General features: G+C 71.0%; 21 protein-coding genes and 1 pseudogene. 7 read left to right on the top strand and 15 right to left on the bottom strand.

Annotated elements, in window-relative coordinates; genetic code table 11:
- Window positions 1-42: 42 nt before the first annotated feature.
- Window positions 43-1029: a hypothetical protein gene (locus tag ACQEU8_RS33745; protein WP_433107921.1), complete on the bottom strand. Its 987-nt coding sequence runs from the start codon at window positions 1027-1029 to the stop codon at window positions 43-45.
- 200 nt (window positions 1030-1229) lie between these two features.
- Between ACQEU8_RS33745 and ACQEU8_RS33740 the strand changes: the two genes are divergently transcribed.
- A complete protein-coding gene (locus tag ACQEU8_RS33740; RefSeq protein WP_433107919.1) occupies window positions 1230-1754 on the top strand; it encodes a hypothetical protein in 525 nt (174 codons plus the stop codon).
- A gap of 108 nt (window positions 1755-1862) precedes the next feature.
- On the opposite strand, the gene ACQEU8_RS33735 is transcribed toward ACQEU8_RS33740, so the two are convergent.
- Genes ACQEU8_RS33735 through ACQEU8_RS33725 form a run of 3 tightly spaced genes read right to left on the bottom strand, consistent with a single transcriptional unit; the run spans window position 1863 to window position 4248 of the window.
- Window positions 1863-2642 (bottom strand): enoyl-CoA hydratase/isomerase family protein, encoded by a 780-nt coding sequence (locus tag ACQEU8_RS33735; RefSeq protein ID WP_433107917.1) that lies wholly within the window; start codon window positions 2640-2642, stop codon window positions 1863-1865.
- Window positions 2639-3103, bottom strand: coding sequence for a Zn-ribbon domain-containing OB-fold protein (locus ACQEU8_RS33730; RefSeq protein WP_433107915.1), 465 nt, complete (start codon window positions 3101-3103; stop codon window positions 2639-2641). The genes ACQEU8_RS33735 and ACQEU8_RS33730 overlap by 4 nt, the downstream gene beginning before the upstream one ends.
- Before the next feature lie 5 nt (window positions 3104-3108).
- A complete protein-coding gene (locus tag ACQEU8_RS33725; protein ID WP_433107913.1) occupies window positions 3109-4248 on the bottom strand; it encodes a lipid-transfer protein in 1140 nt (379 codons plus the stop codon).
- 191 nt (window positions 4249-4439) lie between these two features.
- Here ACQEU8_RS33725 and ACQEU8_RS33720 point away from each other — a divergent pair, with 191 nt between their 5' ends.
- Window positions 4440-6026, top strand: a complete 1587-nt coding sequence (locus ACQEU8_RS33720) for a FadD3 family acyl-CoA ligase (protein ID WP_433108909.1) — start codon at window positions 4440-4442, stop codon at window positions 6024-6026.
- Here ACQEU8_RS33720 and ACQEU8_RS33715 read toward each other — a convergent pair.
- The 3 genes from ACQEU8_RS33715 to ACQEU8_RS33705 form a co-directional block, all read right to left on the bottom strand.
- The gene (locus ACQEU8_RS33715) at window positions 5998-6207 is read right to left on the bottom strand and encodes a hypothetical protein (protein ID WP_433107911.1); all 210 of its coding nucleotides are present in this window, start codon (window positions 6205-6207) and stop codon (window positions 5998-6000) included. The two genes, ACQEU8_RS33720 and ACQEU8_RS33715, sit on opposite strands and share 29 nt — an antisense overlap.
- Before the next feature lie 250 nt (window positions 6208-6457).
- The gene (locus ACQEU8_RS33710; protein ID WP_433107909.1) at window positions 6458-6610 is read right to left on the bottom strand and encodes a hypothetical protein; all 153 of its coding nucleotides are present in this window, start codon (window positions 6608-6610) and stop codon (window positions 6458-6460) included.
- A gap of 222 nt (window positions 6611-6832) precedes the next feature.
- On the bottom strand, window positions 6833-9781 hold the full coding sequence (locus ACQEU8_RS33705) for an AfsR/SARP family transcriptional regulator (RefSeq protein WP_433107907.1): 2949 nt from the start codon (window positions 9779-9781) through the stop codon (window positions 6833-6835).
- A 236-nt stretch (window positions 9782-10017) separates the two neighbouring features.
- Here ACQEU8_RS33705 and ACQEU8_RS33700 point away from each other — a divergent pair, with 236 nt between their 5' ends.
- Window positions 10018-11238, top strand: coding sequence for an amidohydrolase family protein (locus ACQEU8_RS33700; RefSeq protein WP_433107905.1), 1221 nt, complete (start codon window positions 10018-10020; stop codon window positions 11236-11238).
- Between the two features lie 100 nt (window positions 11239-11338).
- Here the strand turns inward: ACQEU8_RS33700 and ACQEU8_RS33695 are convergent, their stop codons facing one another.
- Genes ACQEU8_RS33695 through ACQEU8_RS33670 form a run of 6 tightly spaced genes read right to left on the bottom strand, consistent with a single transcriptional unit; the run spans window position 11339 to window position 16936 of the window.
- Window positions 11339-12571, bottom strand: coding sequence for a cytochrome P450 family protein (locus ACQEU8_RS33695; RefSeq protein ID WP_433107903.1), 1233 nt, complete (start codon window positions 12569-12571; stop codon window positions 11339-11341).
- Window positions 12541-13854: a cytochrome P450 gene (locus tag ACQEU8_RS33690; RefSeq protein ID WP_433107901.1), complete on the bottom strand. Its 1314-nt coding sequence runs from the start codon at window positions 13852-13854 to the stop codon at window positions 12541-12543. The genes ACQEU8_RS33695 and ACQEU8_RS33690 overlap by 31 nt, the downstream gene beginning before the upstream one ends.
- Window positions 13851-14477, bottom strand: a complete 627-nt coding sequence (locus tag ACQEU8_RS33685) for a GTP-binding protein (protein WP_433107899.1) — start codon at window positions 14475-14477, stop codon at window positions 13851-13853. Before ACQEU8_RS33685 ends, ACQEU8_RS33690 begins: the two co-directional genes overlap by 4 nt.
- Before the next feature lie 40 nt (window positions 14478-14517).
- A complete protein-coding gene (locus ACQEU8_RS33680; RefSeq protein WP_433107897.1) occupies window positions 14518-14886 on the bottom strand; it encodes a DUF742 domain-containing protein in 369 nt (122 codons plus the stop codon).
- Entirely contained in the window at window positions 14883-15308 is a 426-nt protein-coding gene (locus ACQEU8_RS33675; protein ID WP_433107895.1) for a roadblock/LC7 domain-containing protein, read from the bottom strand. The genes ACQEU8_RS33680 and ACQEU8_RS33675 overlap by 4 nt, the downstream gene beginning before the upstream one ends.
- Window positions 15305-16936: an ATP-binding protein gene (locus ACQEU8_RS33670; protein WP_433107893.1), complete on the bottom strand. Its 1632-nt coding sequence runs from the start codon at window positions 16934-16936 to the stop codon at window positions 15305-15307. Before ACQEU8_RS33670 ends, ACQEU8_RS33675 begins: the two co-directional genes overlap by 4 nt.
- Window positions 16937-17213: 277 nt before the next feature.
- On the opposite strand from ACQEU8_RS33670, the gene ACQEU8_RS33665 reads away from it, so the two are divergent.
- The 4 genes and pseudogenes from ACQEU8_RS33665 to ACQEU8_RS33650 form a co-directional block, all read left to right on the top strand.
- Complete coding sequence (locus ACQEU8_RS33665; RefSeq protein WP_433107891.1) at window positions 17214-18161, top strand: TIGR03619 family F420-dependent LLM class oxidoreductase; 948 nt, start codon at window positions 17214-17216, stop codon at window positions 18159-18161.
- Between the two features lie 225 nt (window positions 18162-18386).
- Complete coding sequence (locus ACQEU8_RS33660) at window positions 18387-19187, top strand: SDR family NAD(P)-dependent oxidoreductase (RefSeq protein ID WP_433107889.1); 801 nt, start codon at window positions 18387-18389, stop codon at window positions 19185-19187.
- 396 nt (window positions 19188-19583) lie between these two features.
- The gene (locus ACQEU8_RS33655; RefSeq protein WP_433107887.1) at window positions 19584-20714 is read left to right on the top strand and encodes an LLM class flavin-dependent oxidoreductase; all 1131 of its coding nucleotides are present in this window, start codon (window positions 19584-19586) and stop codon (window positions 20712-20714) included.
- Between the two features lie 136 nt (window positions 20715-20850).
- Window positions 20851-22620: pseudogene (locus tag ACQEU8_RS33650) on the top strand (N-acyl-D-amino-acid deacylase family protein); the annotation flags it as partial.
- A 24-nt stretch (window positions 22621-22644) separates the two neighbouring features.
- On the opposite strand, the gene ACQEU8_RS33645 reads toward ACQEU8_RS33650, so the two are convergent.
- Both ACQEU8_RS33645 and ACQEU8_RS33640 read right to left on the bottom strand, forming a co-directional pair.
- The gene (locus ACQEU8_RS33645) at window positions 22645-23091 is read right to left on the bottom strand and encodes an MmpS family transport accessory protein (RefSeq protein WP_433107885.1); all 447 of its coding nucleotides are present in this window, start codon (window positions 23089-23091) and stop codon (window positions 22645-22647) included.
- Window positions 23092-23231: 140 nt separating this feature from the next.
- Window positions 23232-24254 (bottom strand): aldo/keto reductase, encoded by a 1023-nt coding sequence (locus tag ACQEU8_RS33640; RefSeq protein ID WP_433107883.1) that lies wholly within the window; start codon window positions 24252-24254, stop codon window positions 23232-23234.
- Window positions 24255-24371: the final 117 nt, after the last annotated feature.

Genomic DNA, 24371 nt, shown 5'->3' with positions numbered 1-24371 from the left:
GGGCCCGCCGCCGCTCGGGGCGGTGGCGGCCGCTGCCCGCGGTCAGGCCGCGTCGCGCCCGCGGTGCGGCCAGGTGTCCTCGTCCTCGGGGCGCTGCTCCTCAGGGGGAGGCGGCGCAGTGGGGAACCGGCGGGTGTTGTCGGGCGGTTCGCCCTCGGCTTCCGGGCGCGGTTCGCCCTCGGCCTCGGGGCGTGGTGCGCCTTCGGCCTCGGGGCGCGGTTCGTACGGCTCGTCCAGCGGCGCTCCCTGGGTGCCGGGCTGCGGCTCGTACGGTTCGCGTTCCTCGGGGGCGGCCTGCGGCCGTGCGTACTGCTGTTCCGGCCCCTTGAACGGCTGTCCCGGTGGCGGGGCCCCGGGTTCGGGGGGCGGCGGTCCAGGCGGGTACGGCTCCTGCGGGGGCGCCCCACGCATCCCGGGCTGCCCCGGATACGGCTGCTGCTCCGGGTACGGCTGTTGCGGCGGCGGGGGACCCGCGTACGGCTGCTCCAGTGTGTCCTCGTCCCAGCCCGGCTCCCCGCGGAAGGGCCCTCCGGCAACGGCGCCCCCTCCCACGCCCGCCCCCGCGGCAGCCGCACCCGCGGCGCCTGGCTCCGCGACGCGCCGCCGGGCCATGGCACGGCGGCCCGGCAGCACGGCGCCGGCGAGCAGCAGCAGGAACGCCCCGCCGAGCGCGAGCCAGGCACCCGAGGCGAGCCCTCCGGTGTTGCCGGCGGAGAGACTGCCGGCGGCCTGGCCCTGCCGCACCATCCACAGGATGGTGAACCCCAGGCACAGCACGCCCGCGGACACCACGGTCAGCCGTGATTGCAGCAGTACGCCGAGTACGGCCACCGCCGCCGCGACCACCATCAGCACGAACATCCCAGTGAGCAGGGCCGCGTCGGCGCCGGTGATACCTCCGCCCTGGAAGAGCTCGTCGAGGCGGAAATCACGCCCGAGGCGGCCGTCGTACCACGGTCGGAAGGGGCTGTATACGGCGGCCGCCGCTCCGATGAGGGCGAGCAGCGACCCGAGCAGATTCCGGATCATGGTCTCGCCTCGCTTTCCGGCGCCACGCCCGGCGCCGCACGGGTGCGTGATCCGCAATCGACGCTACGCCGCCGGGAACCCCCTCGCCACTGCGGGCGTCTTGGGCCGGTGACAAGAGTTGTACTGCACGCGACAAGCGCCGCCCGGGGCGTCGGCTCCGGCGCCTGCGTCGCGGCACCTGTACTCATCGGGGGAGTCTTATGAAGCGGATGCGTCACCTCAAGCTGCTCGCCGCCGTCGCCATCGTGCTGGTGGCGCTGAGCGGTTTCAGCCCGGCCCGTTCGTCGAGCGGGGGCGGCGGCAAGAGCCGCAGCAGTGGCGGGGACGGTGGCGGTGGGTGCAGCAGCGAGAAGTCCAACAGCCACAGCTCCAGCCGCTACGACAACGACTCCACCTCCGGCAGCACCTCCAGCACCACCACCGGCGGCTCCGGCCGCAGCCAGGCCAGCGGGTCCGGCACGGTCACCGAGTGTGCCGCGGCCAAGGGCAAGAAGCTGAGGGGCAAGAACGAGCCCGGTGCCACCGTCCGGGTCCGCAACTCCGGCGGCCGGACCGGCACCTTCACCGTCGACGTCACCTTCCGCGACGCGGACGGCGCAGTCGTCGACACGGGCTCCGCGATTGCCACTGTGCGGGCCGGCCGCAGCAGTTCGGTCGAGGTGCCGATGGAGCGCCCTGAGGTGGTGCGGAAGGTCACCCAGTGCGAGGTCACGTCCGTTCGGTAGGCCGGACGCGGTGGTTGGGGCATCGACAATTCCGCCGGACCCTCGCCGCTGTGGCTGACCGCCGCGTCGGCGGGAAAGTTGTGCGGGGGAGGGGCGCGCTCCGCGTGGTTACCGGGTGCGGAACGGGGTGCCCCGCGCTCGGAAGAGCTCCGTCTGTTGTTCCGGTGGCAGGTTGCCGAGGGTGATCAGGGGTGGGGCCAGGGTCATGGCTTGGGTGCGGGCGGCTTCTTTGGTGGCCCATAGGGCGCGGACTGTGCCTTGTACGGGGCCGGGCGGATAGGAGGCCAGGGTGCGGGCGCAGTGCAGGGCGGCGTCCAGGGCGCCGCCTGCGGGGGTGAGTTCGGAGACCAGGCCCGTCTCGTAGGCGCGGCGGCCCGAGATCCTTTCGGCGGCTCCCATCAGGGACATGCGTGCGACTTCGCCGAACGGCATCCGCTGCGCCATCCCCATTGCCTCGTAGGCGCTGACCATGCCGTAGCTGGTGTGTGGATCGAAGAAGGCGGACTCCTCGGTGGCGACGAGGAACTCAACCTCGCTCAGCAGATAGAACGCACCGCCGCAGGCCATGCCCTCGACGGCGGCGATGACGGGGATCCACAGGTCGTTGCTCTTCGGGCCGATAGAAAGCAACGGATCCTCGATGGCGAAGGGCGCGTGCGGCTGCGGGACGGAGCCCTCCTCCGCGACCGCGGCCCGGTCAATGCCCGTACAGAAGGCCCGGCCGCCCGCCCCGGTGACCACTGCCGCACGTACTGAACGGTCGGTACGCAGACCTCGCCAGACGGCGGCGAGGGCCTGCGCGTCGGCCAGGTCGAGCGCGTTGTGCTTCTCCGGCCGGTCCAGTGTCACTGTCGCGACGCCGTCCTGCCGCTCGATCCGGATGGTCATGGGCGCTCCAGCACCCAGCGGGGCACTGTTGTGCGCTGTTCGCCCTCGCCGACCTGCCGGAAGACGGCCCGTACCGGTGCTCCTATGCGCAGCTTGTCGGCGGCCACCGAGCCCAGTGGGGCGTCCGGTGCGGCGACCAGGTTGCCCACCAGCCGGATCGACGGGTCGTCGGCCAGCTCGACCACCAGGACGTTGTAGGGGGCTGCTTCGGCGTAGCCGGGGAGCAGTGGCGGATGGGCCACCACATAGGACCAGATACGTCCGCGCCCGCTCATCCGCTGCCACTCGCACTCGAACGACCGGCAGTGCGGACAGCACGGCCGCGGGGGGAAGCGACGCACCCCGCAGCCGGCGCACGCCTGTACGCGCAGTTCGCCCTCGGCGGCGTACGACCAGAAGGGGGCTCCGTCGTCATCGGGCACCGGCAGCAGCATCCCGGTTTCCTTCGACTCGGTGGTCATGGCTCTCAACTCCTCAGCAGCAGCGCGGAGGTGGGCACGCCCTCGCCCGCCGTCACCAGGCAGGTGGCGGCGTCGGGCACCTGGGCGGTGGAGGTGCCGCGCAGCTGGCGGACTCCCTCGGTGATCAGGTTGAAACCGTGTACGTACGCCTCGCTGAGCCCGCCCCCGGAGGTGTTGAGCGGCAGCCGCCCGCCGATCTCCAGCGCGCCGCCCTCGGTGAAGGCCGCGCCCTCGCCGCGCCCGCAGAAGCCGTACCCCTCCAGGGAGAGCGGGACGAGCGCGGTGAAGGCGTCGTAGATCTGGGCGACATCCACATCCTGTGGACACAGATCGGCGTGCTTCCAAAGCTGTTGCGCCGCCGTCCAGGCGGGGCCGCGCAGCGGGTCCTCGGTCCAGTAGTTGACCATTCCGTGGTGCTGCGCGGGCAGGCCCTGTGCGACGGAGTGCACATAGACGGGCTTGCTGCGGCAGTCGCGCGCCCGGTCGGCGGAGACGAGGACGCACGCCAGTGCGCCGTCGGTCTCCAGACAGTTGTCGAACAGGCACAGCGGTTCGCTGATCCAGCGGGAGGTCATGTACATCTCGCGGGTCAGCGGCCGCTCGTACATCATCGCGGCGGGGTTCTGGTTGGCGCGGTTACGGCACGCCAGTGCGACGTTGAACAGGTGGTCGCGGGTGGCGCCGTACTCGTGCATATAGCGCCGGGTGAGCATGCCGATCTCGTCGGCGGGGCGTAGCAGTCCGAAGGGGCGCGTCCACTGTGCGGGGGTGGGCAGTTGCACGGTGGTGTTGCGCCAGGGCCGGCCGCCGGAGCCGCGCTTGCGGGAGCGCCAGGCGACACCGACGGTGGCCTGTCCGGTGGCGATCGCGGCGGCCAGGTGCGCGACAGTCGCACAGGAACCGCCGCCGCCGTAGCCGACCTTGGAGAAGAACGTCACATCGCCCGCGCCGATCGACTTGGCCACCTCGACCTCGTCGGTCTCCTCCATCGTGTACGAGGCGAAACCGTCCACCTCGGCGGGCGCGATCCCCGCGTCGTCCAGTGCCCGCAGGATCGCGCGACAGGCGAGCGCCTTCTCGGATTCGGGGAGCCGTTTGGCGAACGGCGTCTGGCCTATGCCGACGATCGCCGTGGCGTCCTTCATGGCGTCCTCCCGGACGTGCTCTGGGCGTGCTCCGGTGCTGACAGTGCGGGAGGCTACCGCTAACCTGACGGTGTGTCAGGTGTCCGGCGTCAGCCAGTGACGCCCATCGGCCCGGCAAAGGGAGGCGCACGGTGAGCGGTACGGACTCCTCGCCCGCGTACGGGACCGCCCAGCGGACCCCCTCGCGGAGCATCCCGCGGACCGTTCCCCAACTGGTGCGGGCCGCCGCCGAGCGGTACGGGCCGCGCGAGGCCGTCGTCGAGGGGCGCACCCGGATCACGTACGAGGAGCTGGGGGAGCGGATCGAGCAGGCCGCCGTCGGCTGTCTGGCCCGAGGTCTCGAGCCGGGCGACCGGGTGGCCGTCTGGGCGCCCAACACGCTGGAGTGGATCGTCGCCGCGCTGGGTGCCGTCACCGCGGGCGGCGTCCTCGTACCGCTCAACACCCGCTTCAAGGGCGCCGAGGCCGCCTATGTGCTGGAGAGGACCCGCGCCCGGCTGCTGTTCGTCACCGGCACGTTCCTGGGCACCTCGTACGTCGCCTCGCTGCGCCGTGCGACCGCCGAGGGGCTGGGCGCGGGCCCGCTGCCGGGGTTGCCGCACCTGCGCGAGGTCGTGGTGCTGGCCCAGGACGCGCCGGAGAACTTCCGCACCTGGGGGGAGTTCCTGGCCGGCGGTGCCACGGTGCCCCGCAGTGCGGTCCGGGAGCGCGCGGAGCAGGTCAGTCCCAGCTCGCCGTCCGACATCACCTTCACCTCGGGCACCACCGGGCACCCCAAGGGCGTCGTCATCACCCATGAGCAGACGCTGCGGGTCTACGACTGCTGGAGCGAGCTGGCTGGACTGACGGAGGGCGACCGCTATCTGATCGTCAACCCGTTCTTCCACACCTTCGGTTACAAGGCGGGCATCATCGCCTGTCTGCTGCGCGGTGCGACGATGATTCCGCAGCCGGTCTTCAGCGTGGAGACGGCACTGGCGCATATCGCCACCGAGCGGGTCAGCGTGCTGCCCGGGCCGCCGACGCTGCACCAGTCGCTGCTCGACCACCCGGCCCGCCACAAGCACGATCTGTCGGCACTCCGCCTGGTGGTCACCGGCGCGGCCGTCGTACCGCTGCAACTGGTCGAGCGGCTGCGTGCCGAGCTCAAGGTCGGCACCGTACTGACCGCCTACGGGCTGACCGAGGCGTCCGGCACCGTGACCATGTGCCGGCGCGGCGACCCGCCCGAGGTCGTCGCCGGGACCTCGGGGCGGGCCATACCGGATACGGAGGTGAAGGTTGTGGCCCCCTCCGGTGCTGAGCAGCCGCCCGGCACACCCGGCGAGGTGCTGGTGCGCGGCTACCACGTGATGTCCGGCTACTTCGAGGAGCCGCACGAGACGGCCGAGGTCCTCACCCCGGACGGCTGGCTGCGCACCGGCGATGTCGGCGTCCTGGACGCCGACGGCAATCTGCGTATCACCGACCGGATCAAGGACATGTTCATCGTCGGCGGGTTCAACGCCTATCCCGCCGAGATCGAGCAACTCCTCGCCCGCCACCCCGACATCGCCGAGGCCGCAGTCATCGGCATCCCCGACCCCCGGCTGGGCGAGGTCGCCAAGGCCTTCGCCGTACGCCATCCCGGCGCGACGGTCACCGCCGACGATCTGATCGCCTGGTCCCGCCGGGAAATGGCCAACTACAAGGTCCCCCGCGAGGTCGAGTTCGTCGCGGAGCTGCCCCGTAATGCGAGCGGAAAGGTCATCAAGACGCGGTTGCGGAGCCGGTGTTGAGGGTGGGTGCGCCGGTAGTGGCCGGCAGTATCGTGGTGTTGCGCTCCAGAATGGAGATGGTCTGCACGCGGTCGTCGGTGCCGGCCGACGAGTGATCGCCCGCCAGTGCCGGGGCGGTCGACGCACCTGCGGCGGCGAAGGCGAGGGCGCAAACGGCGAGAATCTTCTTGGGGCGGGTCATGGGGAGCACCTCCGGGAACGAATGGGCGTTCTACTCATTTCTTTGACGCTGCGGCGCTCCGGGAAACGAGCGCGCATGCGTCGAGGGCCGCAGCCGACGACTCCCCCTCCGTGTCGTCGGCCGCGACCCTCGCATTTCCCCCGTGGGACAGCCCGCCTGGTCCCCCTCCGGGTGGGCAGCCCCCGCTTGATGGTCGTGCGCTCTCCGGGGGGTCTCCCCCGAACCCCCTGCGTCCCCCGGAGAGCGAGCCTCAGTTGGCGGGCTTGATGGTCTGGTTGCGTTCAGTGGTGCTCATCTGACCGGAGCCGCCCTCTGCGGTCTTCTTCCGCTTGATGGTCTGGTTGCGCTCCTTGGTGGTCATTTCGCCGCTCTCGGGCGTGACCTTCTCTTCGTGGTCGCTCATGGTGGCTTTCCCCTCTTGGGTTGTGGGCAGATGCCCGCCCAGCGACTCCCCCGTGGGCCGCCGGGCGGACGGGTCAGGGCCGTTCACCCTATCGGGGGGTTGGTCGGTTCCCCCTGTTCGATCCGCCTGCCCCCCGAGGCGCCGGATCGACTGCTTAAAGCATGCCGGGAGGCGATAAACGATCGATGAACGTCTCGTTGGTGAAGGCGTTGCGCGACTGACCTAGACCGGGGCTGCCTCGCCCAGCAGCTCGCGTACGGTCGCCGCCTCGGGGGTGCCCAGGCTCTCGTACTGCTCCAGAGCCTCGCGCCAGCACGCCTGTGCGCGACGGTCGTGCCCGAACGCCTCCAGCGCACGTCCCAGCAGCGTCAGCGCGTTGGCCCGGCGCCACGGGCCACCGACGTTGCGGAGGATCGACATGGCCTGTTCGGCCAACTCGGCTGCCTGCGCCGGGCGGTGAGCCGCCAGCTGCACCTCGCCGAGCCGGAAGTACGCCATCCCCTCCCACAGCCGCTGCCGGCTCTGCTGGAAGATGCCCAGGGCCTCCCGGAAGCGCTGCTCGGCCTCCGGCAGCCGTTGCGCGGTGGTGAGGGCGATACCGAGCGCGTACAGCGTCGTCGCCCGGCGCATGGAGACGCTCAAGTGGTCATGGATGGCGAGCGCCTGCTCCGCGAGTGAGATGGCGGTCTCGGTCTTGCCCAGCTCGGTGTGGACTCGCGAAAGGTTGCACAGCGCGCTGGCCTCGGCGGGCCGGTTGCCGTACGAGCGGAAGGCTTCCAGTGCACTGCTCAGGAAGCGCTCGGCCTCCAGGGGGCGGGTTTGGTAGTTGGCCACCAGGCCGCGGTCGTTGAGTGCGTAGGACCAGGAGATGGGGTCGTCCGCCTGCTCGGCCAGCCGTTCCGCCTGCTCGGCTTCCTTGTCCGCCTCGTCGAAGCGCCCCGTTGCCAGGTGCATGCCGGTGAGGACCGAACGGGCCCGCGCCTCCGCGTGCGCGTCACCCGCCTCCTGCGCCGCCCGCTTGAGCGCGGTGGCACCCTGCTCGTACTGCCGCCCGTAACTGCCCGCCTCCGCCAGGGCGCTCGTGGCCATCAGCAGGTCCACCGCCCGGCGCAGCGTCGCCCCTGTGGCCATCTGAGCGGCGCAGGCGAGGAAGCAGTCCGATTCGGCGAAGAGCCATTCGATCGCCGCACCGTGGTCGGGGAATTGGAGGCCGTCCTGCGCGGTGACCTCCAGATGGTCGACGAGCTTTTCGGCTGGACGCTCCAACACGTAGTAGTTCCGCGCCGTCGCCAAGTAGAAGTCCAGCAGCCGCCCCAAGGCGGCCTCGCACTCGCTCGGGGGCTGCTCGTCGCGTTCCGCGCAGGCCCGGGCGAAGAGGCGCACCAGGTCGTGGAAGCGGTAGCGGCGGGGTGCGGCGGACTCCAGGAGGGAGGTGTCGACCAGCGACTCCAGTACGTCCTCGGTGTCCTCCGGGGTGCGGTCCAGCAGTGCCGCGGCGGCGTCCAGCGAGATGTCCGGACCCTCGGCGAGGCCCAGCAGGCGGAAGGCGCGGGCCTGTTCGCGGTCGAGCTGGCCGTAGCCGAGTTCGAAGGTGGCCTTGACCGCCTGGTCGCCGGCCTGGAGCTCGTCCAGCCGGCGCCGTTCGTCACCGAGCTTGGCGGCGAGTGTGGAGACCGTCCAGGTGCGGCGGGCCGAGAGCCGGGCGGCCGCGATCCGGATGGCCAGCGGCAGGAACCCGCAGGCGGCCACCACGTCCATGGCGGCCTCACGCTCCGAGAGCACCCGCTCCTCGCCCACAATGCGGGTAAACAGGGCGATGGCCTCTTCGGGGCTCATCACATCGAGGTCCACCAGATGCGCCCCGGCCAGGTCGACCATCCGTACCCGGCTGGTGACCAGGGCCGCGCAGCCCGACGTACCGGGCAGCAGCGGCCGCACCTGTGCGGCGTCCCGCGCGTTGTCCAGCAGTGCCAGCACGCGGCGGCCCGCCAGCAGCGAGCGGTACAGCGCGGCGCGGTCCTGGACGCCGCCGGGGATGTCGGAGTCGGCGACGCCCAGCGCGCGCAGGAACGAGCCGAGGACCGCTTCGGGGTCGGCGGGGGAGGCCCCGGCGCCCTGCAGGTCCACGTAGAGCTGGCCGTCGGGGAAGCGGTCGGCGGCGGCGTGTGCGACATGGATGGCAAGCGTCGTCTTGCCGACGCCGCCGATGCCGGCGACGGCTGAGACGGCCATCACCGTGCCCTCGGCCTGGGCGAGCTGGTCGCCGAGTTCGGCGACGAAGGACGCGCGCCCCGTGAAGTCGGCCACGGTCGCGGGCAGCTGTGCGGGCTTGGTGACGGTGGTGGCCGCGGAGGGCGAGCGGGTGTCGTTCTGGTGGGCCAGCTCGTCGTCGGCCTCCAGGATGCGCTGCCGGAGCTCGGTCAGCTCGGGGCGGGGGTCGACGCCGAGTTCCTCGGCCAGCAGCCGCCGGGTGTCGGCGTAGACGGCCAGCGCCTCGGCCTGCCGTCCGCTGCGGTAGAGGGCGAGCATCAGCAGCTCGCGGAGGCGCTCGCGCAGCGGGTGCGCCGCAGTCAGCGCCGTCAGTTCGCTGACGGTCTCGGCGTGGCAGCCGACCTGGAGGTCGAGATCGAGCCGCAGCTCCAGCAGGCTCAGCCGCCACTCCTCCAGCCGGACGCGCTGCTGTTCGGCGAACGGCCCGGGAAGGTGGGCCAGTGGTTCGCCGTCCCAGTGGGCGAGGGCCGCGCCGTACAGCTCGCGGGCCTGGGCGCGGTCGCCGCCCGAGGCGGCCTTCTCGGCGCGTACGGCCAGCTCGTGTGCAGTTTCTACGTCAAGGGCGGCCTCGGTTCCGGTACGTATGGCGTAGCCACCCGACTCGCTGACCAGCAGCTCGGCATCGGCGCCGAGAGCCTTGCGGATGCGGGAGGCGTAGGTGCGCAGCGCCGCCTTGGCCTGCTCGGGCGGCTCCTCGCCCCAGATGTTGTCGATCAGTTCCTCGGCGGTTGCGGTGTGCCCGCCACGCAGCAGCAGCGCCGCGAGCAGGGCTTTCTGCTGGGGCGAGCCCATGCCGATCGGCTGGTTGCCACGCCAGGCGCGGACGGGACCGAGCACAGCGAAGCGAAGCTGGTGCTCCTGGTGCTCCGTTCCGACTCGCGTATGGTCCCCGGCGCCCATTGGTGTGCTCCCCTGCAGCTCCGCACTCCTCCGTTCCCCGCAGAGGTCAGTCTGCCTTGTTCATGGCAATTACGTCAGCTCAGGTACCAGCCTCTCTACGAAGCCTTTGAATTCGGCCCGCACCTGCCTTCGAATGCGGGTCGCGACGCCGGGTGTCCGGACGAACCGGCGGGCGGCCCGGAAGAAGGCGCCGCACGGGAGCTGACGGCCCGTCAGGTCAGCGCTACCGTGGCCGCATGGAGACCTTCCCCAGGATCATCTCGGTGGACGACCACACGGTCGAACCCCCGCACGTGTGGCGGGACCGGCTGCCGTCCCGATATCGCGAGGTCGGACCCCGTATCGTCCGTGCGCCACTGAAGGAGATGACCTTCGTCGGCGGGAAGTTCGCACCGAAGATGGGCGAGCCCGGCGACGACGGCCCGATCGCCGACTGGTGGGTGTACGAGGAGCTGCACCGCCCGCTGACCAGGCTGGACACGGCCGTCGGCTACGACAGGGACGAGGTGCGGCTGGAGGCGATCACCTACGAGCAGATGCGCCCCGGCTCCTACGACGTGCGCGAACGGCTGGCGGACATGGACGTCAACCACGTCCAGTCGGCCCTGTGCTTCCCCACCTTCCCCCGCTTCTGCGGCCAGACCTTCACCGAGGCGAAGGACCGCGAACTGGGCCTGCTGGGAGTGCGGGCCTACAACGACTGGATGGTGGAGGAGTGGTGCGGCCCGGACGCGCAGGGACGCCTGATACCGCTCACCCTCATACCGCTGTGGGACGCCGAGCTGGCCGCCGAGGAGGTACGGCGCAACGCGGCGCGCGGCGTACGAGCCGTCTGCTTCTCCGAGATCCCGCCGCGCCTGGGGCTGCCGTCCGTGCACACCGACGCGTGGGACCCGTTCCTGCGGGCCTGCGACGAGACCGGCACCGTCATCGCCATGCACATCGGCTCCTCCAGCCGGATGCCCTCCACCTCGGCCGACGCACCGCCCGCCGTCGGCTCCACCATCACCTTCGCCAACTGCTGCTTCTCGATGGTCGACTGGCTGATGAGCGGAATCTTCGACCGCTTCCCCAACCTGAGGATCATGTACGCGGAGGGCCAGATCGGCTGGATTCCGTACATCCTTGAACGAGCCGATGTGGTGTGGGAGGAGAACCGGGGCTGGGGAGGCGTGGCGGACAAGGTGCTGCGCCCGCCCTCCGAACTGTTCGCCGAGCACGTCTACGGCTGCTTCTTCGACGACGCGTTCGGGCTGAGGAACGTGGAGTCCATCGGCGTGCCCAACGTCCTGTACGAGACCGACTACCCGCACTCGGACTCGACCTGGCCCAAGTCCAAGGAGGTCGGCGAGGCGCAGATGGGGCACCTGCCCGCCGAGCTGGTCGAGCGCATCGTACGCGGCAACGCCATCGACCTGCTCGGGCTGACGGACGACGGGCTGTGGGCGGGGCCCTGAGGGCGCGGGAGCGGCGGGGAAGCGGCGGGGAGCGGCTGCCCGGCCCTGTCCTCCGGGCCGTCCGCTCCCCGCCGCCTCCGGCTCAGGGGCGCCGAGGCGGTCAGCCCAGCGGCCGCACCGGCAGCTCCGCATAACCGAAGGCGATGGCCGAGGGGACCTGCGGCGGCTCCTCGGCCGGCTGAGCCAGTGACAGCTTCGGGAACCGGTCGAAGAGCGCGGGCAGTGCCGTACGCGCCTCCATCCGGGCCAGCGGCGCGCCCAGACAGAAGTGCACGCCGTGCCCGAAGGAGAGGTGCTCGCCGTCGGTACGCAGAATGTCGAACTCGGCGGCTGTGTCGCCGTATTTGGCCGGGTCACGGTTGGCCGAGGCGATCGTGGAGACGATGGCATCGCCCTGCCGGATGGTGGTGCCGTCCGGCAGCTCGATCTGCTCGACGGCGAAGCGCAGCGGCAGATTGGCGATGCTGGGCGCCCAGCGCAGGGTCTCCTCGACCGCGTCGTCCCAGGAGGCCCTGCCCTCCCGCACCAGCTGGAGCTGGTCGGGGTGGGTGAGCAGGGCGTGCACCGCGTTGCCGATGAGGTTGACGGTGGTCTCGTGCCCCGCGCCGATCATCAGCAGCAGGGTGTCCAGCAGTTCCTTCTCGGAGAGCGCGTCGCCCTCCTCGTCCCGGGCCGAGACCAGCACGCTGGTCAGATCCTCGCCCGGCTCGGCGCGCTTGGCCTCGGCCAGCGCGGTGAAGGCCGCCATCATGTCCACCGCCGTCTGCCCGGCCTGCTCGGCCGTCAGCGTGGTGTCCATGATCAGGTCCATCAGCCGCTTCATCTCGGGCCGCTGGTCCTCCGGCACCCCGAACAGCTCGCAGATGACGTTCATCGGCAGCGGGTGGGCGAAGGCCGAGCGAAGATCGAGCGTGCCGTCCCGCTCGGCGTCCCGCTCCATCGCGTCCAGCAGCTCGCCGGTGATCCGCTCCACCCGGGGCAGCATGGCCGCCGTACGCCGGGCGGTGAACGCGGGGGCGACCAGCTTGCGGAGCCGCTTGTGGTCCTCCCCGTAGGAGCACAGCATGTTCTCGCGGTCCAGCCAGGTGAGCAGCCAGCTGTCGCGGAACTCGCCGCGCTGCCAGGCTGGCCAGTGCCGGCGGGGATCCTTGGAGACCCGCGGATCCCGCAGCAGCTGCTTGAGTACGTCGAACTCGCTGACGTACCAGGCGCGCACCCCTGCCGGCAGCTCGACCAGTGTCGCGCTCGCGCCTAAGCGGCGGATCTGCTCGGCCTCGCCGTGGATGTCGCGGCCGAGTGGGTCTAGGCGGACCGTGTCCTGCTGTGCTTCCACGGAGCTCCTCCTGCGGTGTCGGGGCTGACGGGGCTGAACCGTGCGGGCAGCGAGACCAGTCCGCGCTGGAACGGGCCGGGCCGCCACTTCAGTTGGTCGTAACGCACCGACAGCTCGATGTCCGACAGCCAGGCGGTGAGCCGTTCGATGGCGGTCGTGGCGATCAGCAGTGCGGGCTGCTGCGCGGGGCAGGTGTGCGGACCGGCCGCCCACGCCAGGTGCGCCCCGCCTCCGGAGCCCGCCGCGCCGGTGCTCTCACCCGGTGCCGCCCGGCCGCTCTGGGTGGAGGCCGCCGCGTAGGAGACCAGCACGAGCTGGCCGGCCCGCATCCAGACACCGTGGAAGTAGATGTCCCGGCGGGGGTAGTGCGCCGAGTAGTTGGCCATCGGCGGCTCGTTGCGCAGCACGTCGTGCAGCGCGTCGCGGGCCGTCAGGGCACCACCGGAGAGGTTGCCGTAGTAGCGGTCGTCGACCAGCATCCGGCTGAGCGCGTTGCCGATGAGGTTGGACAGCGGCTCGTAGCTGGCGCCCAGCGTCACCACGATCTGCTGGACGACCTCCTCGGCGGTCAGCCCCGCGGGGTGCTGCATGATCCAGGACGTCAGATCCTGCCCCGGCTCCCGCTGCTTGAGCTGGGTCAGCTCGGTGATGTAGCGGGTGTAGGCGGCGTCGGCGGCCGCTGCTTCCTCGGGTGTCTTGCCGTCGAACATCCCGGCGATGCCCTGGATCAGCAGCTCACTGCTCTCGTCGGGCAGACCGAAGGCCCGGTTGAAGTAGAGCAGCGGCAGCACGCGTGCGAACTGGCCGACCAGATCGGCCTGGCCGTCCTGGGCGAAGCTCGCGATCAGGGAGTCGGCGACCTCCCGGACGTCCTGCCGCATCTCGTGCGGCTCCTGCCGCGCGAAGCTGTCGGAGATGACCTTCCGGTAGCGGGCGTGCGTCTCGCCGTCGGTGAACAGCGCGTTGGGCCTGCCCCGCAGCATCGGCATCACGGCCGAGTCCTCCGGCACGCTGTCCAGCCAGATGCTGGAGTCCTTCGACCAGGTGGCCGGGTCGTGCAACAGGTCGAGCGCGGCGCGGTAGTCGATCACGAGCATCGCGCCCACCCCGGGGGCGATCTCCACGGGGGCGACGGCACCGTACTTGCGCAGCCGCTCGTAGACGGCGTACGGGTCGGCCGCGAACTCCTCCCCGTACAGCGGGGTGACCTCGTGGTTCGGCCGGGACAGCGGCGGCGGCATCTGGCCGGAAGGCTGGTGACCCGGCGCTGGGGCGGTGCTCAAGAGGGCTCCTGGGGCTGCTGCTGCGACTGGCTGTGCGGCTGGGCGGATTGCTGCTGCTGTTGCTTGTCGAGGGCGTCGAGGACATGGCCGACGAGCGCGATCAGCGCGTCAGCCGACTGGTCACGATCGCGCGCGTCACACACCACCAGCGGTGTGTCCGGCGCCAGATCGAGATGGTCCCGCAGGGTGTCGGGGTGGTGCTGGGGGGAGTCGGGGAAGGAGTTGACGGCCACCGCGTACCGCAGCCCCGCCTCCTCGATCATGTCCATCACCTCGAAGGAGTCGGCGAGGCGACGGGTGTCCGCCAGCACCAGGGCGCCCAGCGCGCCCCGCGCGATGTCCTGCCACAGCGGGCGGAACCGTCGCTGCCCCGGGGTGCCGAACATGTACAGCACCAGATCCCCCGGCAGCGTCAGCCGCCCGAAGTCGATGGCGACCGTGGTGGTGGTCTTGTCGCGCACCCCGGCCAGATCGTCCACCAGCGCACCGGTACGCGTCATCACCTCCTCGGTGTGCAGCGGCTGCGTCTCGGACAGCGAGCGGATGAAGGTGGTCTTGCCCACCCCGAACGGCCCCGCGACCAGCAGCTTCACCAGCGTCTGCGGCCTGTCGTCCAGATACATGGAGCCGCCTTGCGCCCCGGAGCCCGACGGGGCGTCCGGACTAGGAGGACTTGAGAGTGCGGAGTCCATTGAGAACTTTCTCCAGAATCTGCCGCTCCGGCAGTTCGGCGTCGGGGATCGGGGCGCGGGCCATCAGACGGCCCGCGTCCACCAGGTCGGCCACCAGGACCTTGACCACACTGACCGGAAGCCGCAGATGCGCGGCGGCCTCGGCGAGCGACAGCGCACCACCGCGCAGCAGCTCCAACAGCCGGATCTCCTCCGGGCGCAGCCCGGAGACCGTCGACGGGTCCGCCGCGCCGTGCAGCACGGTGAGGCGGTCGAGCGTGTTACGGCTGGGCCGGGCTCGTCCGGTCGTCGCCAGATACGCAGGCACCAGGCGCCTGCTGTCACGGGGCGGCGGAGTCATATCGCCGTGTCGTTCCTCGCCGGGGTGCTCATGGTCTTCGCTCCCAGCGACGCGACCTGTACCTGCATCTGGTGGGTGACCACGCCCATGTTCACGTCGGGCCCCGCGAACACGGCCAGCGTGGTGTTCTCACCCGCGGGGATCGCGAAGACCCAGCCGTGGTCGGACTCCACCACGGTCTGCCGCAGCCGCGCCTCGTACGTACCGGCGAACGCCGCCGTGGTCGTACGCGCGGCGCCCTGGAGCGCGGAGAGCATCGCGGCGACGCCCTCTGCCGCGTCCCGCTCCAGATTGGGCGAGCGCCCCTCGATGAGGCCGTCGCCGGAGATGACGGCCGCGTGGATGACGTGCGGGAGCTCCAGGAGGGGACCGAGCACCCATGAGGTGTCGTCCCGGAGTGACCTGCGTGCGGGGATTGTCATTCCTGCGGATTCCCTTCAGCGGAACGAGGATCGGCGTAGTGGTCGTCGGGGACCGCGTTGCCGTGATCGAGGCCCTGGCTCGCCGCCGGGGGCGCCGCCACCTGCGGGTACTCACCCGTGTCGACGGCCTCGTCGACGGCCGCACGGCCCGAGTTGGTACCGCGCTGGAAGGCTGCCCAGCGCTCCGCGCTCTCCTCCGGCGAAGTCTCCGGGGCCTGGGCCTGCGCGGCCGGGGCGGGCTGCCCGGCCGGTTCGGCGTCGGGGGCCGCCGCTTCCGGAGCGGTGCCCAGTGTGGCCTCCGGCACCGGCCTCCGGCGCCTGCGCCGCGGCAGCTCGTCCTCGGACGGCTGCGCCTGCGGCTCGGCCGGGCCGCCCTGCTCCTGGCCGTACGGCCGCGTGCGTGAGGGCGTACGGCTCGCGGAGCGGTTCAGGTGGACGGTCGCGGTGTGCTCGGGCTCGGGCTGGGCCGGACGCTGGGCGGCCTGGTCGGGCCGCGCCGAGGGGACCGACGCTCCGGCACTCGTGCCGGAGCGCGGCACCGGGGCCATGGGGGACATCGGCTGCTCCTCCTCGTCGAGCAGCGTCAGCAGCGGTTCGCCGGGGATGTGCACGATGGCCCGTACGCCGCCGTACGGGGACGCCTCGACGGACGCCGTGAAGCCGTACTGCCGGGCGAGCTGTCCCACCGTCGCGAAGCCCGTCTTGGGCGGGTCGCCCAGCTCGGTCAGGAGCACGTTCTCCTGGCCCGCCATCATCCGCTGGGCGCGTTCCATCTCCTCTGCGTGCATGCCGACACCGGCATCATCGATGATCACCGAGGCGCCGCGGTTGCCCTGCTGGATCGTCACGGCCACGGGAAGTTCGGGGTGCGAGTAGTGCAGTGCGTTGGCGAGCAGTTCGGTGAGCACCACGGCCGCGGGCTCCACGGCCCGCGCCACCACGCCCACCGGGTCCCGCAGCTGGTTGGTGACCTGGACGCGCTCGTAGCCGCTGAGCCGCGACATCGCACCGACGACGATGTCGCCCAGGTGCGAGTTCTGCCGGGTCAGCCCAGGCCAGGCACCACAGACGATCGCGGTGGACTGGATACGGCGCAGCGCCTGCTCGTTGAGGAAGTCGGCGGCCAGCAGATCCTCCGCCACGAACGGGTCGTCGTAGCGTTCCTGCATCGTCTGCAACCGCGTCTGCAACTGGTAGAGCAGCGCCTGGATGGTGGTCGTCGCACCGCGCATGGAGGCCTGCGCAGCGCCGTCCACCCGCAGCCGCTCCTTGGTGACGGCGTCGCTGACCTGCTCCATGACCGTGGTCAGCGCACGGTCCAGATCCGTGCCCTGGAACGTGGCGTCGAGCAGTCCGCGTACGGGGACGTTGGGGTGGGCGAGCGCCGCGGTCAGGTCGGGGATGCGGGCGCCCGCCAGATGCCGGACCTCGGCCTCCGTCGCCTGTGCGCGCCGGGCGAGGACCGCCTGGTGGTGCCGGGCTTCCTGCAGGTCCTTCTCCGCGGTGGCGGAGCGCTGCCGCAGCCGCTTGGCCTCCCGCGCCGAACGCGCCAGCAGGAGGGCGAGTGCCACGGCGGCCGCCGTCCCCACGGACAGGATGACGGTCAGCGCCACCGGTATCTCGGTCATCGGCGTCCTTGAGCGATTGGATTGTCGTGCGGGCCGGGCCAGTCCGCGATCTGATCACAACTGAACGCGAACTGATCAGGAAACAGCAGTGCCGCCATGTTCCCTCAGTGGCGCTGTGCGCGCAGCAGGATGCGGAACCCGCACTCCTGGTTGCCGACAGCAAACGCGCGCAGCGCGCGGCGCACGAGGCTAGCACTCCTGAGCGACGCTCAGTCGAGCGGTCCGCGGCCGGGGCAGCCCTCTTGCCTGACGGGCCGTCAGGTATCAGCATGGCCGGGTGCTGACTTTCCCTCCCGGACAGCTGGCGTTCGGAATCCAGCTGCCGGTCCAGTCGCAGAGCACCCTCTACGCCGAATCCTGGGAGGCCGCCGCCGGCCCCGCCGAACTGCTGGCCGTGGCCCGCGCGGCCGACCAGCACGGATACGCCTACATCGGCTGCTGTGACCACATCGCCGTGCCACGCAGGCTGGCCGGCGCCATGAGCACCGTGTGGTACGACCCGGTGGCCACGCTCTCCTTCCTGGCGGCCGCCACCGAACGCGTCGCGCTGCTCAGCCATGTCGCCGTCGTCGGCCTGCGGCATCCGCTGGCGAGCGCCAAGCAGTACGCCACGCTCGACCATCTCTCCGGCGGGCGCCTCCTCCTGGGCGTGGGAGCCGGGCACGTACGGGAGGAATTCGACGCTCTCGGCGTGGATTTCGAGGCACGTGGCGCGGTGCTGGACGAGACCGTCGACGCGCTGAAGGCCGCCCTGGGCGAGGAGGAGTTCCCCGTCTTCGCGGGGGAGCGGTTCTCCTTCGCCGACCTGGGGCAGCAACCGCGCCCCGCGCAGCGGCCCCGCCCCCCGGTGTGGGTCGGCGGCTCCTCGCCCCCCGCGGTACGCCGTGCGGCGCTGCGCGGCGACGGCTGGCTCCCCCAGGGCGACCCCCGCGAGGATCTGCCGCCCAAGATCGCGCGGATCCGCCGCCTCCGGGAGTCGGCGGGACTCGCGGAGCACCCCTTCACCGTCGGCGCCATCGCCGAGCCCCTCTATGTGGGCCGCCCCGCCTGGGACGTGGGACGCCGCACCCGTCACGGCTCCCCGGCCTCCCTCGCCGACACCCTCCGGCCCTATCGCGACATGGGCGTCACGCAGCTCCAACTCCGCTTCCGCTCCAGATCCCTCGACGAACTCCTCGACCAGCTCGCCCTGTTCGCGGAGCAGGTCGCCCCGCGGCTGGCATGAGGAAGACGTGCCCCGAAGGAGCGCGGGGAACTGCTCCCCCAGCCTCCGGCCGGGAGGTGCCCCCACCAGCCATGGGGGTACCTCCCTGCTCGAAGAGCTTGGGGGAGGACTCGCACCCCGCGTACCACGGGCTGGGGCAGCCCGTTGCCGGGCCAAGGGAGGGGCCGGGGGGCGGGCGGGGGCGGCTCCGGCGAAGAAGTGCCGTACCAACCCAAGGAGGCACCAATGGGGAAACTGACCGGCAGAGTCGTCCTCATCAGCGGAGCAGCACGCGGCCAAGGCGCGGAGGAAGCCCGGCTGTTCGCCGCCGAAGGCGGCAAGGTGGTGCTCGGCGACGTACTGGACGACGAGGGCGAACGGGTGGCCGCGGAGCTGGGTCCGCAGCGGGCCCGCTACGTACACCTGGACGTCCGCGAAGAGGCCGACTGGCAATCCGCGGCGGACACCGCCGAAGGCGCCTTCGGCAAAGTCGACGGCCTCATCAACAACGCGGGCATCCTCCGCTTCAACGAGCTGGCCGCGACACCCGTCGCCGAGTTCCGCGAGGTGGTCGACGTCAACCAGACCGGCTGCTTCCTTGGCATGAAGACCCTCGCCCCGCGCATCGAGCGGGCGGGCGGCGGCACCATCGTCAACACGGCCTCCTACGCCGCGCTGACCGGCATGGCCTTTCTGACCGCGTACGCGGCGACCAAGGCCGCGATCGTCGGCATGACCCGCGTCGCCTCGATGGAACTCGCGGGCCGGGGCGTGCGCGTCAACGCCATGTGCCCCGGCGCGATCGACACCCCGATGACGAACCCGGCGAAGGCGGCGGAGAACGGCCTCCACCTCGACGCCGCCGGGGCACAGGACAACGGCAGCACGGCAGCCTTCTACGCCAAGCTGATCCCCCAGGGCCGGATGGGCCGCCCTGAGGAAGTCGCGCGGCTGGCCCTCTTCCTCAGCTGTGCGGACTCCTCGTACGTCACGGGCCAGCCGTTCGTCATCGACGGCGGCTGGCTGGCGGGCGTCTCGGTGCTCTGAGGCCTGCCCGGCCGCTCGGCACAACCCCTCGCCGGACCAGCGCATTTGCTCCTTCGCTTGTGGAATGGCTGTGCCGGTGCGCGGGAGGGTGCGTCGGTTTCCGTCAGGAAGACTTCGCAAGTCCTTCAGCATTTCATGATCACTTCTTCACTTTTCCGTCACTTGCGCACTGGCCGCTCCCTATCCACAGAGAGGGCCGGTGCGCGATCCGCAGAGAGGGCCGGTGCGCGTCCGTGCAGGCGGGCCGTCCGCGTCGGCGGCGGGTGCCCCTGGCCCGCAGTGGGGCTCTCCGTCGTATTGACGGTCCCACCCGGCGGTGCCACAGTCGGTCCCATCGCAATCTGACGGAACGTCAGAAACGGCGGCCGTCCAAGGACCGTCTAAGGAGATGACACCGTGGAGTTCGGTCTCTTTGTTCAGGGGTATGTGCCCGCCGCGCGGGCCCAGGCCGATCCGCAGGCCGAGCACAAGGCGCTGGTCGAGGAGACCGAATACGTCATCCAGGCGGACAAGTCCGGCTTCAAGTACGCCTGGGCCTCCGAGCACCACTTCCTGGAGGAGTACAGCCACCTGTCGGCCAACGACGTCTTCCTCGGCTACCTGGCGCACGCCACCGACCGCATCCACCTCGGCTCCGGGATCTTCAACCCGTTGCCGCAGGTCAACCACCCGGTGAAGGTGGCGGAGAAGGTCGCCATGCTCGACCATCTGACGGGCGGCCGTTTCGAGTTCGGCTCCGGACGGGGCGCCGGCTCGCACGAGATCCTCGGGTTCCTGCCGGGCGTCACCGACATGAACCACACCAAGGAGATCTGGGAGGAGACCATCGCCGAGTTCCCCAGGATGTGGCTCCAGGACGAGTACCAGGGGTTTCAGGGGAAGCATTGGTCGTTGCCCCCACGCAAGATCCTGCCCAAGCCGTACGGGGGTTCACACCCCGCCATGTGGTACGCGGCCGGCTCGCCTTCTTCGTACGCGATGGCCGCGAAGAAGGGGCTGGGGGTGCTCGGTTTCAGCGTGCAGAAGGTCTCCGACATGGAGTGGGTGCTGGAGTCCTACAAGGGAGCCGTCAAGGACGCCCGGCCCATCGGCGGCTATGTCAACGACAACGTCATGGTGACGTCCACCGCGATCTGCGCCGAGACGACCGAGAAGGCCAAGCGGATCGCCGTCGACGGCGGCCTCAACTACCTACAGTCGCTGCTCTTCCGCTACCACGACACCTTCCCCCGGCCCGAGGGCATCCCGCAGTGGCCGGAGCTGATCCCGGACTACACCGAGGAGGTCGTCGAGCTGCTCATCGCCGAGGAGCTGATGATCTGCGGCAACCCCGAAGAGGTGCTGCGGCAGTGCAAGCGCTGGGAGCAGGCCGGCGCCGACCAGCTCTCCTTCGGACTGCCCATCGGGATCCCGTACGAGGACACGTTGAACACGATCAAGCTCATAGGCGAGCACGTGATCCCGCAGATCGACACCGACCCGGTGCACCGCACCACCCGCTTCCGCGACGCGGCGCGCAACAGCTGACACCCCACTTGGCGCGCAACAGCTGACACACCACTCGGCGCGGCACAACAGCTGACACCCCGCTCGGCGCGCGACAGCCGACCACCCGCGCCCGGCGCGCGACAGCCGACCCGCCCGCGCTCGGCGCCGCGGAGACGGCAGGACGACCGAAGGAGGACCCCGCAGCATGCTTGACCACCTCATCACGGGCGCCACCGTCGTCGACGGCACCGGGGCGCCCTCCTACCGGGCCGACATCGGCATCCGGGACGGCCGGATCGCCTACGTCGCCGAGCCAGGGACGCTCCGCGAGGAGGCCCGCAGCAGCCAGGACGCCACCGGGCTGGTGCTCGCCCCCGGGTTCGTCGACCCGCATACGCACTACGACGCGCAGCTGTTCTGGGACCCGTACGCCACCCCCTCCATGAACCACGGCGTCACCACGGTCGCCGGCGGCAACTGCGGCTTCACGCTGGCCCCGCTCAACCCCGAGCGCCCCGAGGATGCCGACTACACACGGCGGATGATGTCCAAGGTGGAGGGCATGTCCCTGGTCGCCCTGGAGGAAGGCGCGCCTTGGAACTGGCACTCCTTCGGCGACTACCTGGACGCGCTGGAGGGCCGCACGGCGGTCAACGCGGGCTTCATGGTGGGCCACTGCGCGCTGCGGCGGCATGTGATGGGCCAGGACGCCATCGGCGGACAGCCCGACGAGGCGCAGTTGGCGCAGCTGCTGCGGCTCTTCCACGAGGCGATGGAGGCGGGCGCCTGGGGCCTGTCCACGACCCAGTCGTCCACCCACTCCGACGGCGACGGCAACCCCGTCGCCTCCCGGCACGCCAAGCCGGATGAACTGCTGGCGCTCTCCCGCGCGGTCGCCGACCACGAGGGCACCCAGATCGAGGCCATCGTCGCCGGCTGCCTCGACCAGTTCTCCGACGACGAGATCGACCTGTTCGCCCGGATGTCAGCCGCTGCCGGACGGCCGCTGAACTGGAACGTGCTCACCATCGACGCCGCCGTCCCCGAACGGGTGCCACGGCAACTGGCCGCCGCCGAGCACGCCCGCAAGGAGGGCGGCCGAGTCGTCGCGCTCACCATGCCCATTCTGACCCCCATGAACATGTCGCTGGGCACCTTCTGCGCGCTCAACCTCATCCCCGGCTGGGGCGACATCCTCGGGCTGCCCGTCCCGGAACGCATCGCGAAACTACGCGACGCGGGCGTACGGGCCGAAATGCTGCGCCGTGCGGACAGCAAGGAGGCAGGCGTCTTCCGGCGACTGGCCCGCTTCGACCGGTACGTCATCGGCGACACCTACTCGGCCGCCAACGAGGGGCTGACAGGACGTGTGGTGGCCGACATCGCCGCCGAGCGCGGTCAGGACCCGTTCGGCTGCCTGGTGGACATCTGCGCCAACGACGAGCTGCGTACGGTGCTGTGGCCGATGCCCACCGACAACGACCCGGCGAGCTGGGAACTGCGCAGGCAGACCTGGGAGCACGAGGACGTCATGCTGGGCGGCTCGGACGCCGGAGCCCATCTGGACCGTATGTGCGGGGCCCCGTACACGACGCGCTTTCTGGGTGACTGTCTGCGCGGCCGGAAGCTGGTCGGCCTGGAGCGCGCCGTGCAGATGCTCACCGACGAACCCGCCCGGCTGTTCGGCCTGCGGGAGCGCGGTCAGGTGCGCGAGGGCTGGCACGCCGACCTGGTGCTCTTCGACCCCGAACGGATCGACGCCGGCCAGGCGACCCTCGTCCACGACCTGCCCGGCGACAGCCCCCGGCTCGACTCGCGCGCTGTCGGTGTCGTCGGCGTATGGGTCAACGGTGTGGAGACCATCCGCGACGACAAGGTGACCGGCGCCGTGCCGGGCAAGGTCCTGCGCTCGGGACGCGACACCGAGACCGTCAGTACGAGGTGAGCACCGGGCAGTCCGCAGCGGCGGTCATGACGTCGTGGTGCACGTGGTGTTGAGGGTGTAGCCGGGCTTGTTCTTCTTCAGCTCCTCGGCCTTGACCTCGCCGTCGACAAGGATCTGGCAGCCGATCTCCTTCTTCGGCTCCTTCGAGGCGACCTGGAGCGAGAGCGACCTGCCCGGCTCGAACTTGAACTTCTTCGACCACGGCGTCTTGACGCTGTCCAGGTCGAGGTCGTGGTCGCCGCTGGGATCGTCACCGGCCTGGTACTTGATACCCGGGATGTAGAGGCTGGCAGGCGAGTCGCCGGTGACCCGCAGCTCGACGGTGACCTGGGAATCCTCCTGCTCGGGAGCGGCCTGAGAGCGGGAGGAGCCGCCACCGGCCGCGTCGCTGTCGTCCTCGCTGTCGGAGCAGCCCGCGACCAGCAGCAGGGTCGCGGCGGCAAGGCAGACGGCTGCCCGGTGTGTGCGCATCGTGAGTGTCTCCAGGGCTGTTCGGTGGCCGACCGCCCCCGCGGTCGGTCAGGCGTACGATCGTCACACGCGGACGGTCGGCGCAACCACTGGAACCGTGAACAAATCCGCGGCACACCCCCACTGGCCCCGCGAGCAGTTCAGCGCCGCCGCAGCGCCGCGTCCGCCAGCGCGGGCGGCGTGTAGTAGCTGTCCTCCGGGTTCAGATCCGTGCCCGGCGGCACGATCTCGTCGATCCGGTCCAGCACATCCGCGCTCAGCGTCACCTCGGTGCCCGGCAGCAGCGTCTCCAGGTGCTCCATCGTGCGCGGCCCCAGCAGCACCGAGGTGACGGCCGGGTGGCTGCGGACGAACGCGGTGGCCATGTGCCGCAGCTCGATGCCCGCCTCCTCCGCCAGCTCGGCCAGTGCGTGCACCGCCTCCAGCTTCCGCGCGTTGGCAGGCCGGCTCACATCGAACTTGTGCCGCTCGATGGCCGTACGGCCCGCGCGCAGATCGATGTCGTCGGCCGAGCGGATACGTCCCGACAGCCAGCCGCCGGACAGCGGCCCCCACACCAGCACGCCGAGCCGGTAGCGCTGCGCGGTCGGCAGCAGCGCGGCCTCGGCACCGCGCGCCAGGATCGAGTACGGCGGCTGCTCGGTACGCGGCCGCACATGACCGCCCCGCTGTGCCGCCCACTGCGCCTCCACCTGGAGTTCGGCGGGGAACGTGGAGGTGCCGACAGCACGCACCTTGCCCGCGCGGACGAAGTCGGTCAGCGCGCCCAGCGTCTCCTCGATGTCGGTGTGCGGGTCCGGGCGGTGCAACTGGTAGAGATCCACATGGTCGGTGCCCAGTCGGCGCAGGCTGTCGTCCAGCGCGCGGGTCAGCCAGCGGCGGCTGTTGCCACTGTGGTTGGGCTCGTCACCCATCGGCAGGTGGCCCTTGGTGGCCAGGACGACCTCGTCCCTGCGGCCCTTGAGGGCCCGGCCGACGACCTCCTCGCTGGCGCCGTTGCCGTACACGTCGGCGGTGTCCACGAGATTGATGCCGCTGTCGAGAGCACGGTGGATGATGCGGACGCAGTCGTCCTGGTCGGTGTTGGCGGTACCCAGCATCATGGCGCCGAGGGCGTGGTCACTGACCGAGATGCCCGTACCGCCGAGAATGCGCCGTTGCACAGTTGCACTCCTGTTTGTCGTGTCTGCTTGTCGAATCCCCTGTGTTCGGGTTCCTGGCAAGCGTCGGCCAGGCCGCACACCCCAGCCAGATCAAGCCCAGCCTGGGTCCGGCAGTAC

It is taken from the genome of Streptomyces sp. CA-250714 (genome assembly GCF_050936705.1).
Taxonomy (GTDB): domain Bacteria; phylum Actinomycetota; class Actinomycetes; order Streptomycetales; family Streptomycetaceae; genus Streptomyces.
Note: the sequence above shows the minus strand (reverse complement) of the source record. Positions and strands in the feature narration are given on the sequence as shown.

Coding starts and splice junctions, on each gene's coding strand:
- ACQEU8_RS33710 (WP_433107909.1), bottom strand. CDS start 6,610: ATGAGCGACCACGAAGAGAAGGTCACGCCCGAGAGCGGCGAAATGACC.
- ACQEU8_RS33685 (WP_433107899.1), bottom strand. CDS start 14,477: ATGTATCTGGACGACAGGCCGCAGACGCTGGTGAAGCTGCTGGTCGCG.
- ACQEU8_RS33645 (WP_433107885.1), bottom strand. CDS start 23,091: ATGCGCACACACCGGGCAGCCGTCTGCCTTGCCGCCGCGACCCTGCTG.
- ACQEU8_RS33715 (WP_433107911.1), bottom strand. CDS start 6,207: ATGACCCGCCCCAAGAAGATTCTCGCCGTTTGCGCCCTCGCCTTCGCC.
- ACQEU8_RS33740 (WP_433107919.1), top strand. CDS start 1,230: ATGAAGCGGATGCGTCACCTCAAGCTGCTCGCCGCCGTCGCCATCGTG.
- ACQEU8_RS33660 (WP_433107889.1), top strand. CDS start 18,387: ATGGGGAAACTGACCGGCAGAGTCGTCCTCATCAGCGGAGCAGCACGC.
- ACQEU8_RS33680 (WP_433107897.1), bottom strand. CDS start 14,886: ATGACTCCGCCGCCCCGTGACAGCAGGCGCCTGGTGCCTGCGTATCTG.
- ACQEU8_RS33735 (WP_433107917.1), bottom strand. CDS start 2,642: ATGACCATCCGGATCGAGCGGCAGGACGGCGTCGCGACAGTGACACTG.
- ACQEU8_RS33725 (WP_433107913.1), bottom strand. CDS start 4,248: ATGAAGGACGCCACGGCGATCGTCGGCATAGGCCAGACGCCGTTCGCC.
- ACQEU8_RS33730 (WP_433107915.1), bottom strand. CDS start 3,103: ATGACCACCGAGTCGAAGGAAACCGGGATGCTGCTGCCGGTGCCCGAT.
- ACQEU8_RS33745 (WP_433107921.1), bottom strand. CDS start 1,029: ATGATCCGGAATCTGCTCGGGTCGCTGCTCGCCCTCATCGGAGCGGCG.
- ACQEU8_RS33675 (WP_433107895.1), bottom strand. CDS start 15,308: ATGACAATCCCCGCACGCAGGTCACTCCGGGACGACACCTCATGGGTG.
- ACQEU8_RS33705 (WP_433107907.1), bottom strand. CDS start 9,781: ATGGGCGCCGGGGACCATACGCGAGTCGGAACGGAGCACCAGGAGCAC.
- ACQEU8_RS33700 (WP_433107905.1), top strand. CDS start 10,018: ATGGAGACCTTCCCCAGGATCATCTCGGTGGACGACCACACGGTCGAA.
- ACQEU8_RS33670 (WP_433107893.1), bottom strand. CDS start 16,936: ATGACCGAGATACCGGTGGCGCTGACCGTCATCCTGTCCGTGGGGACG.